Below are 15885 nucleotides of genomic sequence, written 5' to 3'. Positions count from 1 at the left end.
AAAAAAAATATTCAATTTGTTATAAAGTTACGTTAATATCGTGCCAAGATTTATGGAGTTTTTGTGATGCATAGGCTACTCAATGGAATACGAGGCCTGCATGACATGGTTCAACCTAAGCGCAATTCAATTATAGGACTGGATATAACCTCTACAGCGATAACTATGTTGGTGCTGTCCGAGGAGGATGGGGTCGTGTGCGTCGAAATTTACGGACGCGAACTCTTATCGCCTAATGCTTTGGAAGCCATAGATGCAGTCCCCAATACAATTAAAAAACTGATTCATCAGTTGCAACCTAATTGCAAGCAGGTCGCTCTGGCGCTTCCTGATGCGGCTGTTATTAGTAAAATAATTCAGCTTGATGCTTATTTAAATGAAAGTGAACTCGAGGAATTCGTTTATCTCGAAGCAGATAAATACATTCCTTATCCTCTAAGTGAAATCTATCTTGATTTCGCAATTATAGGACCCTCAAGGCACAATCCCTCTGTGGTTGATGTGCTTATTGTTGCCTCACGTGCTGAACAGGTAATAAACCAGGTTGCCTTGGTAAATAAGGCAGGTTTGCAAGTACAAAGTGTTGATGTTGCTTCTTATGCGGTCGCACGAGCAACTCGGCAATTGAGTCGTGATTTACCTGCCGGTACGCTCGATAAAACAATTGCGGTGATTCAACTGAATGCACAATGCATACACTTGTTTGTGTTACAGAATATGGAACTGATTTATTCCCGAGAAACACCATTGGCTTGTGCGCGATTGTCAACAGATCTAGTTGCTCTTAAAGAATATCTGGCACTTCAAATAAAGCATACGTTGCATCTTTTTTATTCAGTGAGTCAAGGAGTACAGGTAGTGCATTGTGTGTTAGCCGGAGGTTTGGCTAATACGCCTGGATTAATAGGAGTGATGCAGGAACATATAGGGATCACGCTAACCCGGGCAAATCCATTTTCTCACATGACTCTAAGAAACGGAGTGGATGGGAGTAAGCTTTATCAAGATGCACCTGAATTATTGGTTGCCTGCGGATTAGCATTAAGGAATAGAGGCTAACATTATGATCCAGATTAACTTATTACCTTGGCGTGAACATCAGCGTCAGCAAGAAAAGAAAGCGTTTATCAGACTATTAATTCTTTGCAGCCTACTTGCATTAATAACAACCGTCTCAATGAACGCTTACATAGTGAACTTAACAACGAATCAGCAAATTAGAAACGCAATGTTGCAACAGGAGCTTAGAGTTTGCGAAGGCAATATAAATGAATTGCAAATTTTACAAAAGACACGAGCTCGATTCTTATCGCAAATTTCTGCGGTACATCAGTTACTCTCTAGGCGGGTGCTGGTTGTACATTTATTTGATGAGCTAACTTGGGTTGTTCCTACTGGTGTTTATCTGCGTAAAGTAGAAGAAAAGGAGAATGTGATTTCTCTATTTGGCTATGCGAAGTCCAATCTCGATGTGTCTTGGGTCTTGCAAAATATGGAGCATAATGAGTGGATTCAACGTCCCATTCTCCAGGTTGTTAAACAAGTTGAAGACAAGCCAAAGTCATTAAGCAATCGTTTTAAATTAACCTTCATTCTTGGACGTCAGCACGCTGTTGGAACTGCATCATGAGTCGTATTTCTTTGCCTGAGTTAACTTTAGAAACAATGGGGCAGTGGCCAAAATCAGTAAAAACAGGCTTGCTGTTAGGCTTGAGTGCTTTAATTATCGTTTTGGGATATAGCTTGGTGCTTCATGACAATCTAGCGAGCTTCACTGATTTAAAAGCCCAAGAAGTTGAGTTGAAAGCAGAATTTGCAAGCAAGCAACGCCAGGTGGTTAATTTAGAGGCTTATCGCCACCAGCTCCTGAAGCTAAAAGAACAGTTTACTGCCTTGATTAAGTACTTACCTGCAGAAAATGAATTTTATGGTTTATTAGAGGAGATTTCGAAAATTGGGATGGCTTCTGGTCTTAAGTTTCTCTTATTTGCACCGCAAGCTGAAGAGGTGCATGGATTTTATACCCTATTACCAATAAAAATGTCTATTGAAGGGGATTATTTTCAATTAGCGTCATTTCTAAGTCGAATAGCAAGCATGGAGCGTATTGTTACCTTCCATGACTTTAGTATTAAAGGGAGGCTGTCACCGTGTAATCAACCCCTTTGTGAAGAGGTGTTGGTGATGAATGTTACAGCTAAAATATACCGCTACCGTACGCAATAAATGACACATAAATCGCAAATTCTACTCTGTATCTGTCCTTTATTATTGGCTGCTTGCTCCAATGATAATCGTGATTTAGCACGCTATATTCAGCAGGTGAAAGCGCAAAAGCATGGTGTAGTCCCAGCCAATCCGTCCTTCAAAAAAGAGCCGCTATTTAAATTTCCTAATGTGATGATGCAGCGCAGTCCATTTAAACCAACTGATAGGCAAAAGCCAGCCGTGCAATCCGGGACAAAGTACTTTGAGGAACATCCTGTGCATTCGCTAAAATTAGTTGGGGTTTTAATGCAGGGATCGCGACGCTTAGGGTTAATTGCAGGTCCTGATGCAGCGCTTACGCAAGTGCATGTTGGTGATTATCTGGGAAAAGAGGGGGGGCGTATTGTCGCAATTAGTATCGATGCAATCAGCTTGGAGAAATCCATCAAGAGTAGTTCTGGCGTCAGGGAGAAACATACAACTTCTTTGAAAGTGTATAGAGAAAAACAGGAGTAAGGGTGCAAAAGATTATCGTGTTCATCAGTTTAATAGTTGCAAGCTTTTCGGCAGTATTTGCGCAGCATGGTTTGCATCCGCCAAAGTTTACGGGCCGACCGGTGGTACTACCGCAACTGCAGGAAGATCAAAAGAAGCTGATTGCCGGCAAAACTATCTCACTTAATTTTCAAAACATTAGCGTGCGTGCTGTGCTGCAGATCATTGCTGAGTTCACTCATTTAAATATCGTGGTGAGTAAGCGAGTGCACGGGAATATTACGTTGAGCTTAAACGATGTTCCTTGGGAACAAGCCTTGGATATCATTTTAACAACGCAGAGTTTGGTGATGCGCAGAGCGAATAATGTGATCTTGGTTGATACTAAAGAACCACGAGTCAAACTTGCATCTTCACCGATTAACACGCCTCACCCCTTGGCGTTAGTCCGCTCTGAATTAATGCAAATTAATTATGCTAAAGCAGTTGATATTGCGGCCTTGATAAAGGACAGCCAAAATTCTGTACTTTCTGAACAAGGCAAAATTAGTGCTGATGTGCGCACTAACTCCATTTGGATTCAGGATCGCTTTGATAAAATTGCCGCGGTGCGAAGACTTGTGAAGCAATTGGATGTGCCGGTTAAACAGGTTTTAATTGAGGCACGTATCGTTGAAGTATCTAAGGATTTTTCTCGTGATTTAGGAATACGTTGGGGTGTTTCCAAGCCGGGGAGGTTGAGTGGTACTTTGGCTGGGGTGAATCAAATGGGGCAAGGTATTCCCCCTGCCGACATAAATCCTTATTCGCAACGATTAAATTTAGACTTGGTTGCTCTACCCATTGCGGGGATGAATCCGGCTTCTGTTGGCATGGCACTGGCTAAACTTAGCGACAACATCTTACTTGATTTGGAGCTTTCTGCTTTAGAAAGTGAGGGGCGTGCGGAATTAATTTCCAGTCCCAGATTGATTGCGACGAATCAGCAACCGGCCGTAATTAATTCAGGCCAAGAAATTCCTTATCAGGAAGCGATGGCTAGTGGTGCCACCTCAGTCTCTTTTAAAAAAGCAGTCTTGAGTTTAAAAGTGACGCCACAGATTACTCCAGACAGTAAAATTCTGATGGAATTAAAAATTAATCAAGATACTGCATCAACTCAACTATTTAATGGGGTTCCTGCTATACTTACAAAGGAAATTAAGACCAATGTGCTAGTAAGTAATGGCCAGACTGTTGTCCTTGGGGGGATTTATCAGCAGGACAAGAGCAAGACAATCACGAGAATACCTTTTTTAGGGCAGCTGCCTGTTGTCGGGAATTTATTTCGAAATACGCAAGTCTCATTGAAAAATGATGAGTTGCTTATTTTTATTACACCGAAAATAATAAATTCCTTGGTTAACACGCCCTCAGGAAAGTAAGATTTGGATGAGTAGGGGCGTCTGGTTTGTAAATTTAGGCGTAAAATCGATATAAAAAATAGTATTATTTGTTATATCCAACTCATATTAAATAATTTTATGGGTTTTTGTCCTGTATTTGTGTAGAATATTGAACGTAGTTTTGGGAGTAGTTGATAATTCTCCTACAAATAGCACAGTAAATGACTGCGGATAGTGGGATTTATTGTTATAATAACATGTTTAATTTATGACATCACAGTAGAAAGAGGTATGTAATAAAAAATGAGCATAGTTAAAGTACGAAATATTTTTCTGATTGGGCCTATGGGTGCTGGAAAGAGCACAATTGGTCGTGCTTTGGCAAAGGAGCTCAAATTAGAATTTTTTGATTCGGACGAGGTCATTGAAGAGCGCGCTGGCGCAGATATATCTTGGATCTTTGATATTGAAGGCGAGGAAGGATTTAGACGCCGTGAACAAAAAGTTATTGATGAGTTAACGCAAAAGACCAATATCGTTTTAGCCACAGGTGGTGGAGTTGTTATTACACCTGAAAATAGAAACGCACTTGCGGGACGAGGAACTGTTATTTACCTCAAAACATCATTACAGCAACAATTTGAGCGAACTAAGCGTGATACCAAACGTCCTTTGTTGCAGACGAATGACCTTGAAGGACGCTTGGAATCATTAAGAGATGAGCGTGAGCCATTCTATGATGAGTTAGCCGACGTAAGTTTTGAAACAGATAAATTAACCGTTAAAGCCGTAGCAAATAATATAATCAAATATATTTATGGCGAACTTTAAGGTTTATGAGCAGGTTGATGTTTCATTAACCGGGCATTGTTATTCTATTAGTATCTGTCGCGATGGTTTGGACTGCACTGATTGGTTACGGACCTTCGTGAAGTCCCCGCAAGCGCTTATTGTCACGAACCGCACGGTTGCCCCCCTTTATTTAAACTACATACAATCTGCATTGCGCGATGTTCAATGCGATGTAGTGGTTTTGGAAGATGGAGAAGAGCATAAAAATCAACACAGTTTGTTTGCCATTTATGATGCATTAATTCAAAATAAGCATCATCGTGATACTACCATTATCGCCCTAGGGGGGGGAGTTATTGGTGATATGGCTGGTTTTGCTGCCGCAACCTATCAACGTGGAGTTGGCTTTATTCAAATACCAACCACTTTATTAGCCCAGGTTGATGCTTCGGTTGGCGGAAAAACAGCAATTAATCATCCTCAAGGCAAAAATTTAATTGGCAGCTTTTATCAGCCGCAGGCGGTATTAATCGATACAGCCACCTTAGATACTTTACCTGAACGGGAGTTTCGCGCGGGTGTTGCTGAGATAATCAAATATGGTCTGTTGGCTGGCGGGGATTTTTTAGCCCAATTAAGTCAGGCCTTAAAACAGGGTTTAACGGCGGAGAGTCCCGAGTTACCAAAGCTTATTGCTGCATGTTGTCAGATTAAAGCCCGTTTTGTGGAAACGGATGAAAAAGAAAGAGGGGTGCGCGCTTTATTAAATCTTGGTCATACCTTTGCTCATGCCTTGGAGGCTTACACTCAGTATAAGCAATGGTTGCATGGCGAAGCAGTCGCTATAGGTTTGTATTGTGCTGCGGTGTTATCCCATAAAGTCGGTTTAACTAATGAGCAGCTAGTTAATTCTGTTGCACAGATGTTAAATGATGCGGGACTGCCTCATAAAATTCCAGCGACTGTTGATTTGCAAAAACTAAGAGAGCTGATGAGTTTAGATAAAAAAATAAAGAATAATTGTTTACGTTTTGTATTGATTAGAAATCCAGGAGATTGTTACCTGGAAGAGCAGGTAACAGAAGATAGTTTATATGATGCGCTGAGTGTTGCAGTTGAAGGAGAGTAAAAATGAGGGATGGATTGTTTCAGTCTGAGTTAGCAGCTGTGATACAACCTAGAACATTGTTAAAGCCAGACTCTTGGTTGTCAAAGATTGAGTTCATTAATCATTTGATTCTTTTTAACAATACGCTGATTACCGTATTGTCTGAAAAAGCAGGAGGCAAAACTTCATTTGCTTCTATACTGCAAGAGCATTTAGATCCGCAAATAAATCCACTATTAATCACCATAAAAGCTCCTTGCAATCGCGAAGACATCATCAGCAGTATTGCTGAGCAATTTCATTTGAAGCAAGATGAGCATACCGATATGTCTTCTTTGGTCGCGCAAATTAATGAGCGTAGAGCACATGTTTTGCTGTTGATTGACGATGCGCAACATTTGCCAGAAGTCTTTATTAAAGAAGTAATGCTTGCGATTAAAAACCAGGAAGATTTTAATTTCTTTCATCTGTGTTTACTCTCTGATTATTCGATTGTCGCTGCATTAAACGGTTTCTCAGCATCCTTTTTTAATGGTCTAGTGCATACGATTGAGTTGGGTGCTTTAACCGAAGCTGAGACACGAGCCTATGTACTGGAACGGGCAACTGCCTCTCGTTTGATTACCAAACCACTTTCAGAAGCTCAGCTGAAAAAAATTTATCAGCAGACCAAGGGAAATGTGGCTAAGATTAATTCAAGTTTAGAATCGTTCATTTTTAGCTTTGCTAATAAAAAAGAACTCTCCACTCTTGATAGAGTAAAGAAATTCGGTATACCGGTGGGGAGTGCTGTACTTTCGACGCTTTGTTGTTTATTTATTGCTAAGGCTTTTAATCAAGAGCCATCCACCCATCAAGTAACCGCCGCAGTGACTAAGCCCATAGTACAGCAAACGGTCTTAGCCAGTCACATTCCTGCATGGCAAGATTCAGCTACGCGAGAATTGATTGAGCATACTTTAGCCGTAAAACAAAATCTGGATTTGATTAGTAAACAAACTCAGGACACTACACTCGCTTTGGTAGAGCAATCACAAAGAGAGGCGGCTACGGTGGAGAAGAATAAGGCTCTAATCGCTCAAGCTTTGCAAGAAAAATTATATACGGTGCAACTGGTTGCCAGCACTGATAAAATTGATATGAAACGCTACATTAAAAGCAATAAATTACTCTATTCAACAGCAAAGTTAAATCATTACACCGAGCACAATGTGATTTGGTATGTACTTACAATAGGGGAATACAGCAATATGACTGATGCGCAGGAATCTATTAAGAAATTGCCTCCATCCTTGAAGCGGCTCAACCCTTGGGTACGACCTCTTGCTACCTTGGGGTAGGTTGAATTAATAAGCTAATAGTGAAGCTTTAAACTAAATCTCCCTCGATATCTACGTTCCGCGCACCAGCCCTTAACGCTTTTTATAAGGCGTATCCGGTCGCTGTTTGCTGGATGAGGGGCCACTACTCTCGTTAGCTTCAGGGGCATCAAAGAATCCCAGAAAAGGAGCCGGTCTTTTTATCGCTACAGAGGGGGCTTGTGCAGCCCCCCGAGTATTTTCTATTTCACCCTTCGTTCTTTTTGGCCTATTTGGAGGATTTTCAACATAGTCCTCATCTACATTCATTGGTTCTGATGCTTCGTATACTGCGGTACCGTTTAATTGCTGTACTAAATCCTGTTGCTGATTTTCATTCAATAATTGCTCAAGTCTCTTACCTGGCTCTAATTGCATCGAAAGATGAGCTTCTGTCAGCACACCTTGGGCAGCCAGTTTTTGCAATAAATTATATTTTTGATATCGCACAATAAATTTGAGGACAGATTTAGTAGTTCTTGCTGTTTTAACTTCTTCATTCAGATCTTCTGCGGTGATCAATTGGCGATCGATTAGTTTCTCTAGTGTGGAAAACTCTTTTTGCTCGGCAATTTTTAGTACGCTAATCGCTTTTTGTTCAAGCAATGATTTAATTAACTCATGTTCCTCTTTTAGAAGCAGTATAGCTAAAGCGGAGTGTCCTTTATAAAAACCACTTCCTGCTTTAGCAACGAATTGCTCGGGTTTTAGTAGTTGGTGTTTGAGTAAACTCAGGAGAAAATCTTTTTGATTATTAATGGCTAAAATGAGAATGGTGTTTTGTAGGTAATAATTCCCAGCATCTCTTTTATGGTTCAGGTCTTCTGGGCGAATTGCGTTTTCTGCCAATAAGGAATTAAGAATTTCCCATTGATTATCTATAGCAAGTTGTAGGGTAGTTAAGGAACCATTGCGAAAAAGTTGCCCAATTAAGGTTACTTGTCTCTGGGCATACAACATCCTTAAGGTGGAATTTCTAAAAGCAGATGACCAGTTTAAAAGCATCGATTCAGAAATTAGGCCTTTATCTGATAGTTTACCAATCAAGTCAAATTGCTGCCGTGCTGCTAATATGCTAATAGTTTCGTTTCTTCTTAAAGAACCATGGACATATGGAGCTTCCTGATGGAAACGAGCTTGGGTTAATACATCGTTCTGGAGTAGATAATCTAGCAGCTCATATTCGTTATTTTCTGCCAGCGTATAAGCATTAATTATTCCACACTTGCCTAATTGCTGCAAAATATCAAATTTCCGAGCCTTATATAATGAGCGTATAACATTTAAACTTACTTCAAATGAAAATTTTTCTTGAGGTTGAAGCTGATTGCGAATGATTTCTTCTATGAGTTCTACATTAGTTCCTGATAACAAATAACCAACATCAATACCAACATCCTGAAGACAGTGCACCAACTCGTTTTTATAGTTGGGATAATGGAGCCATAATTCGTTAAGCAGTCCGATTCCTTGGCGCTTTACACTGGGATTTTTTTGAACGTTTACGGGAGTAAACGGCATAGTGTTTCTAAGAAATAACGTAAAAAATTGTTGTGGTGTGCCATTTTTAATTTCTGAACCTTCTTCAGTCCAAATAAACGACTCAGAGTAGCATACGAGAGTACCAGGCCTATCTTCAAATTTTATTACGGGATACACGACCCCCCCTTTACAAAATAATTGGTAGAATTGTTTTACGGCCTCAACTTGGAGCGCAGTTTCATTAAGTGCTTTAGAAGTCAGTGTTAAACCATCTTCGTCACTTTGCATAATTGAGTGCAAATCCAGAGTGATTAAAGGGCTGTAACTGTCATTAAATGATTTAATGAGTTTTTCTGCTTCATTAATGAAACCAGCAGACCATTCTACCGACTCTTGTCCTTTGAATAAGGTTTGCTGGATATTCATATTCCTGAGAGCGAGCAGCATTTGCTCTGTTAAAAAGCGAATGGCACTCTGTGCGGTTAGATGGGCATCTAGATATTTTGTAAGGTCGGCTGAATATTTTTCTGTGCCGGGTATTTTAATATTATCATTTCTTTTAGGTACTCCATAACTATCTGCAACAAGATCATATAAGGCATTCACAAGATGTATTTCATTGCCGGGTTTTATTTTGAAGCGTTTCAATTGGATAAAATGTAATATTTCTTGTTGCAGCAGTTTTCTTTTTGTAGTCGCTATGGCTTGGTCAAGGCCGGTTGCTGCTTTTAAATCATCTGTAACATCAATAATATTGGTTAATGAGCCATCTCCACATACCACAATTCCTTCTTGAAAGTTGGCTAATACATTCTTCTTACTATCCAATGGAATTCGTTCATCCTGCAGTAAAATACATAACTCTTCTAAGGATTTTTTACCCTCCCCAAAAAGTAGAGCTGCACGAATACTAAAAAAATCCTCAGGACCAAACAAGCGGGTATAAAATAATCTCAGTGCGGAAATTCCCTGAGGTTCATCACTTCGAAGTCGAATTAGGGGAACATTATTGTCCCTACACCATTTTTTAATGTGGGCTAGTAGATATTCATATTGAGATTGAAATAGCTGGAAAGATATATTTGCTCTGAATGCCGTTAATTGAGCATGGGTATCGGGAGCATCTGAAGCCTCAAAATACACCGGAGCTTGTCCGTTATATATTGCTAATAATTGTTGTTGATTAACTGGCGCTATAGTGTAGTTGTTTTGTAGAAATCGAGTATCGAATGTAGGGTTAGGCATAGTGAACATTCTTGGATGTGATTGATTTAATTTTACACCAAAAGATCAAAAATAAAAACCTGTGCTTATATTTTGGTTTTCAGGGCTATATAGAGCAAAGGACAGAGCATCTAGGTGAGGCAATGAAGGAGCGCTGGCATAAGGCAGGGCTCCTTTACTGTGTTAGGATGGGACTTTTAGGCTTACTTCGATTTAATTTGCTCAATACGTTCATTTGCTGCTTGATATATTTCCTTAAAGCGGGTAAAAAAATCCTCCATATCTAAGGCTTTTAATGAATGTTCAGTAATGCCATGAGGAGTCGTCACACCGGCTCTTAATTCAGCAAAAGAATAGTTCGATTGTTTGGCTAAGACTGCAGCACCACTGACTACCTCAATAGCTATTTTTTCGGCTAATTCTTCAGGAATATTTTGACTCGCGGCCGCTTTTTGCAGCGCCTCCATGAACATAAATACATAAGCTGGTGCACTGCCAATGGCTGCAGTAAGGGGGTCTAAAAGCTGTTCTTTATCAACCCAGAATGCAGAGCCTACTGCGTTAAAAAGTGCCTCAGTTATTTGCTTATGAGTATCGGTGGCACATGCGTTGGCAAAAAGGGCAGAGGTTCCCTTGCCAAACTCCATGGGAGTATTGGTCATAACACGAATGATGCTTAAATCAGAGGCTCCAAGCCATTGGGCAATTTGTTCTAGTTCCGTTACTCCAGCCAATGAAATGATCAGTGGTTTTTTCTTCTGTACTTTTTTGGCAATTTCTTGACATACATCCTGCATAAATTGCGGTTTTACCGCCAAGATAAGTAGTTCAGCGGCATCGATCGCATCGTTATTGCTTGCTGCGGATACCACGTTTAATTCGTTCACCAAGCGGTTTAATTTATCTTGGCTACGATTACTGACGGTAATTGATTGAGCTGGCTGGCCACTTTTGATGAGTCCGCATAGCAACGCGCGGCCAAGATGGCCTGCGCCGATAAGGGAAATAGAGTGTTGTTTGTTCATGTTTCTCCCTAGGCGTATCGCTTAAATATTTTCTTCGCGCTTTCTACACCAGGCTGATCAAATGAATTGATGTTCCAGATTACTCCTTGCACAAAAATCTTATGCTCATACAAGGCGATAAGCGCTCCAAGTGTTTTAGGAGTGGAGTCTGCCAGAGAAATATGATTAACGGGAACTTCTCCATGCACATAGTTGTAAGGATTATCCTCTATTGCCACTCCTTCAGTAAGTACTTTACGATGGCCAAGACACATTTTGTTAATCGGCTCTTGATCAAAGGTTTTAACACTGATTAAATCAGCGGCAATTTTACGGGTTCCCTGACACAGTAATTGATAATAACTATGTTGAGCATGATTGCCGGGACCACCCCAAATAATAGGGCCAGTATCGTAACTCACTCGTTGCCCTTGCTTATTTACTGATTTGCCGTTGCTTTCCATATCCAACTGTTGCAGATAGGGAACCAGGTATTTTAAATCTTCAGAATAGGTCAACATTAATAAATTATTATTATTTAAAAAGTTGATATTCCAAATACCTAATAAAGCTAAAAGCACAGGTAGGTTTTGGGAAAATTCGGTGCTTCTGAAATGCTGATCCATACTGTTTGCGCCATCAAGCAAAGCAGAAAAATGCTCATAACCTATAGCAATGCAAGTAATTAAATTAATCGATGAGCACACCGAGTAACGGCCACCCACCCAATCCCAAATGGGAAGGACTTGCTTAAAACCCAGCTCGGAGGCTTTTTCTACATTGGCGGTGACGGCGATAAAATGTTTATCAATATGTTGTTCTTGCCCCATCCACGCTAAAGCTTTTTCCATGTTATACAAGGTTTCAGGGGTGGTGAATGATTTTGAGGAAACAATGAATAAAGTGGTTTCTGGATTTAATTTAGCGCTGACACGCGTAAAAGCATTCGGATCAACTTCCGCAACAAAGTGAAAATTTAATTGATTCGTGACGTAATCGCTAAGGGCATCAATGCAAAAGAAGGGACCCAGCATGGAGCCGCCAATTCCTAAATTAACCACATCAGTAATTGCTTTACCGGTATAACCTAACCATTTTCCTTCTCGAATCTGTGCGGAAATTGCCTTCATGGTGTGACGTACGTTTGTGACATCCACAACCACGTTATGACCATTAACATAAATGGCATCTTGCTCTTGAGCACGTAAGGCGGTATGTAAGGCAGGGCGGTTTTCTGTATTATTGATGCATTCGCCTTCAAGGAGAGCATTCATGTGCTCAGACAAGTTGCTTTCGTGCGCAAGTTCAAGTAATTGGTTTAATATTGATTCATTAATGGGCTGGCCACTGAAATCCAGAGAAAGGTGTTCACTTGAGACGTAGGCGTTTTCCAGCAAGGATGATTTAAGTAAGTTAGTGGTACATCCTTTAAGCTTTTTCCATGAGTTTAGTTCAGTTGGGCGATTCATTCTTTCTCTCTCGTTGTTATATGTTGCCGAAGGCTAAGGGTAACAGCCCCTAGTTTCCACCTAGGTTTCGATGTTAATCTATCCAGGTTAACTGCAAATGTCATAGATTTTACGGATTATTTTTAAACTATGCACTTTAAATTTGTTAGTTCAGAGGGTTTTTCCGATATTTTTTAGATAGGTGGTTGTAATCATGTATTCTTTGGATTGGGCACGGGTTTATGGTTTACCACAATCTACAGCGCATTTTAAATACGTACCTGAAGATTTTCAGGTTAATGAGTTCTTTGATACGCCCTTTAGTGGCCAGGGTGAACACATTCTTTTAAGAATAGAGAAAAGTGGTTTGAATACTGAAGAGGTAGTGAAATCGCTTGCTTCTTTAATTAATAAGCCCGTTAAAATGATTAGTTATGCCGGATTAAAAGATCGACACGCATTAACCACTCAATGGTTAAGCGTGCATGCCCCTGGCGAGGAAATCCCGGGAATTGAACAGCTTTCAGCACCAGGGTGGCGTGTTTTAGAATGCATTCGTCATCATAAAAAACTTAAGCCAGGATTTTTAACGGGCAACCAGTTTATTATACGCTTACGGGAGCTGACTGACGAAGTAGCCTTTTTACAGCGAGTAGAAGATATTAAAAAAACAGGTGTACCTAATTATTTTGGTGAACAACGCTTTGGCCATGATGCAGGTAATCTTAATCGGGCCGAAGAGATGTTGGTGCACGGGCGTAAAGTAAAAGACCGTTTTCGTAAAGGAATGTATTGTTCGGCCGCACGCTCCTGGATTTTCAATTTAATTTTGGCTCATCGCGTTCGAGAGCAAAATTGGAACATGCCATTGAGCGGGGATGTCATGCAGCTGAGTGGCTCCAAGAGTATTTTTGTGACGGATGAGGTACAAGAGGAATTAAGGCAACGCATCAGGGATAAGGATATTTCTCCGGCTAGCCCCTTACCTGGAAAGAGTAAGCGAAAGCCTCAAGGAGAGGCGGCAGCCTTCATCGATAGAATCTATGCCGATTGGCAGCCTTGGGTGGCGGGATTAGAACGCCTAGGTTTAGAAGAAGCTTGGCGGGCAAATATTTTGCATGTGGAGCAATTTGATTGTGTGGTCGAAAACCAGGTCGCGGAGTTGTCATTTATTTTACCAGCCGGCTCTTATGCAACAGCGGTGTTAAGAGAGCTGGTTTTATATTAGTGACGAGGTTACACCATCCGAAGGCAGCAGTAGGCACTAATAACTATAGGGAAATTATGGTTCATCCTTTTAAAATTAGCATACGCATTAGTATCATGACTTTATTTTTGTTTTTATTAGGTGCGATAGGTTTTACCATTATTGGTATTAATTATGTCGCCTTCAATAAGATTCTTAATAATAGTGCAAGGGATTTAATTGCAAAAACCTCTTTGCTCGTTAATGAGCGATTTAAAGTCTATTTAGAGCCCCTAAGCCATAACATAATGGAAATAAGAAATGCGATTGGTAATGATACTATCAGCTCCAATAATCCTAAAATATTTGAACGATTTCTTTTCGATATAATTCAAGATAACCCAGACATATTTATGATTCACTATGGGACAGCAAACGGACATTTCTTTAATATAAACAGAGATGAAAAAAACGGATTACAATTAATTCACACCACCAATTCGAAACCACCTTTTGTTAACATTGGCTATAAGTTAGATAAACAGGGAAAAATAATCAAAACAGAATTGATTACTATTCCCTATGATCCCAGAACGCGTCCTTGGTATCAAGAGGCCGTACATAATAAAAAACCAATATGGACTGACATATATAAATTTTATTTATTTGGCCAAAGACCTGGAATTGCTGTTGCGGCGCCGATCTATGATAGGAATAATAATCTAAAAGGAGTTGTTGCCATTGCTTTGGCCATTAATCACCTTCAAAACTTTATAAGAGAGCTGGAACTCACAAAAAACACGATGATTTTTGTAGTGAATAATAAATCAAATATCATTGCTTTTCGTGCTCCGCATAGTTCAGAAAATATTCTGGGAAAAAAATTAGAGCCGGACTTATTAAAAAAATTTAATATTCCATCAACCCTTGTTAGTACCCATTTTCATTCAAAAATAGAATCCTATATGTACGAAGATGAAAAATATTTTTTTTCATACCGCCCCATATTTAATAAATTAAAGATAGACCCTTGGCATGTTTTAATTATTACTCCGAAAAATGATGTAATAGCGCCACTAAAAAATTTAAGTAGAGGCTTTATCTTGTTAACTATTTTAATTTTATTGATTGGTGCAATCTTAGTTCGTATTATTTCTCAAAAAATATCCAATCCCATAATTCAATTAGCTGAAGAAGCACAACAAATTACGCTCTTTAATTTTAAAGAAAAACGTCCATTAAAAACTATGATCAAGGAAATTGGTTACTTGGATAAAGCATTATCAACCCTAGAGTCAAGTTTAACTTCTTTTCAACGATATGTTCCTCGTTCTGTAGTTAAAAAATTAGTACATACTGGAAAAATAGCTCAGGTTGGTGGTCAAAATGAAACGATTACACTTTTGTTTTCTGACATTAAGAGTTTTACAACTATTTCGGAATCAAAATCACCTCAAAAAATAATGACTTACTTATCTGATTATTTTCAGTTAATGACAGAAACTATAATTCAATACAAAGGCACACTGGATAAATACATAGGGGATGGAATTATGTCTCTATGGAATGCTCCGGAAAAAGATGTAGATCATGCATTTAATGCGTGTGAAACTGCTCGAGTGATGCTGGAGCGTCTTAAAATATTAAATCAAAAACATAGGAGTGAAGGGTTTCCTGAATTTAATGTTAGAATTGGTATTCATACAGGTGAAGCTATTGTGGGTAATGTGGGTTCCGAAGACAGACTGAGTTACACCGCATTGGGAGATACGGTTAATTTAGGAAGTCGTTTGGAATCAATCAATAAGCATTATAACACGCAAGTTATTGTTAGCCACGCGACATTCAGTCAAGTATCAGAGAAATTTCTTTTTCGCTTTTTGGATGAGGTTGCCGTGCGTGGCAAACAAGAAAGCATTGCTATTTATGAGCTAATCACTGCTCAAAATATTAAAAATATCGAACAACATAAACAAGAGTTTACAGAGGCATTTTCGCTCTATCAAAAGGGTTTATGGAAACAAAGTATAGAGGCTTTTATGACCCTTCACCCCGCTTATCCGGGCGATCAATTAGCCTCAATATATATTGCGCGTTGTAAAATTTTAGAGCAAGAATCACCTGTTAATTGGCGAGGAGTATGGCGTTGGGAAGGGGAGTAATCTACCCGTTATCCAAGTTTCTTTTAGCCGAGG

12 protein-coding genes and 1 pseudogene are annotated in these 15885 nt (G+C 39.6%); 10 read left to right on the top strand and 3 right to left on the bottom strand.

Features of this window, described 5'->3' with window-relative positions; translation table 11 throughout:
* Positions 1–66: 66 nt before the first annotated feature.
* From pilM to ACD661_RS06680, 8 genes and pseudogenes are all read left to right on the top strand, one after another.
* Positions 67–1059, top strand: coding sequence for a type IV pilus assembly protein PilM (gene pilM, locus ACD661_RS06715; RefSeq protein ID WP_400187238.1), 993 nt, complete (start codon positions 67–69; stop codon positions 1057–1059).
* Positions 1060–1063: 4 nt separating this feature from the next.
* A complete protein-coding gene (locus ACD661_RS06710) occupies positions 1064–1630 on the top strand; it encodes a PilN domain-containing protein (RefSeq protein ID WP_400187055.1) in 567 nt (188 codons plus the stop codon).
* Positions 1627–2226, top strand: coding sequence for a type IV pilus inner membrane component PilO (locus tag ACD661_RS06705; protein WP_400187054.1), 600 nt, complete (start codon positions 1627–1629; stop codon positions 2224–2226). Before ACD661_RS06710 ends, ACD661_RS06705 begins: the two co-directional genes overlap by 4 nt.
* Entirely contained in the window at positions 2227–2724 is a 498-nt protein-coding gene (locus ACD661_RS06700) for a pilus assembly protein PilP (RefSeq protein ID WP_400187053.1), read from the top strand.
* Positions 2725–2852: 128 nt separating this feature from the next.
* Positions 2853–4127: pseudogene (locus ACD661_RS06695) on the top strand (type IV pilus secretin PilQ); the annotation flags it as partial.
* A 264-nt stretch (positions 4128–4391) separates the two neighbouring features.
* On the top strand, positions 4392–4919 hold the full coding sequence (aroK, locus tag ACD661_RS06690) for a shikimate kinase AroK (protein ID WP_040534720.1): 528 nt from the start codon (positions 4392–4394) through the stop codon (positions 4917–4919).
* Positions 4906–6009 (top strand): 3-dehydroquinate synthase, encoded by a 1104-nt coding sequence (aroB, locus tag ACD661_RS06685; protein WP_400187052.1) that lies wholly within the window; start codon positions 4906–4908, stop codon positions 6007–6009. Before aroK ends, aroB begins: the two co-directional genes overlap by 14 nt.
* Before the next feature lie 2 nt (positions 6010–6011).
* Entirely contained in the window at positions 6012–7328 is a 1317-nt protein-coding gene (locus ACD661_RS06680; RefSeq protein ID WP_400187051.1) for an SPOR domain-containing protein, read from the top strand.
* A 72-nt stretch (positions 7329–7400) separates the two neighbouring features.
* Here ACD661_RS06680 and ACD661_RS06675 read toward each other — a convergent pair whose 3' ends face one another.
* The 3 genes from ACD661_RS06675 to pgi form a co-directional block, all read right to left on the bottom strand.
* Positions 7401–10073, bottom strand: a complete 2673-nt coding sequence (locus ACD661_RS06675; RefSeq protein WP_400187050.1) for a hypothetical protein — start codon at positions 10071–10073, stop codon at positions 7401–7403.
* Between the two features lie 182 nt (positions 10074–10255).
* Positions 10256–11077, bottom strand: a complete 822-nt coding sequence (gene proC, locus ACD661_RS06670; protein WP_400187049.1) for a pyrroline-5-carboxylate reductase — start codon at positions 11075–11077, stop codon at positions 10256–10258.
* Positions 11078–11085: 8 nt separating this feature from the next.
* Positions 11086–12525, bottom strand: coding sequence for a glucose-6-phosphate isomerase (gene pgi / locus ACD661_RS06665; RefSeq protein ID WP_400187048.1), 1440 nt, complete (start codon positions 12523–12525; stop codon positions 11086–11088).
* 193 nt (positions 12526–12718) lie between these two features.
* Here pgi and truD point away from each other — a divergent pair, with 193 nt between their 5' ends.
* Entirely contained in the window at positions 12719–13732 is a 1014-nt protein-coding gene (truD, locus tag ACD661_RS06660; protein ID WP_400187047.1) for a tRNA pseudouridine(13) synthase TruD, read from the top strand.
* A gap of 95 nt (positions 13733–13827) precedes the next feature.
* The gene (locus tag ACD661_RS06655) at positions 13828–15852 is read left to right on the top strand and encodes an adenylate/guanylate cyclase domain-containing protein (RefSeq protein WP_400187046.1); all 2025 of its coding nucleotides are present in this window, start codon (positions 13828–13830) and stop codon (positions 15850–15852) included.
* Positions 15853–15885 lie beyond the last annotated feature (33 nt).

It is taken from the genome of Legionella lytica (assembly GCF_044626755.1).
GTDB lineage: Bacteria > Pseudomonadota > Gammaproteobacteria > Legionellales > Legionellaceae > Legionella > Legionella lytica_A.
This window is presented reverse-complemented; position numbering and strand designations above follow the sequence as displayed.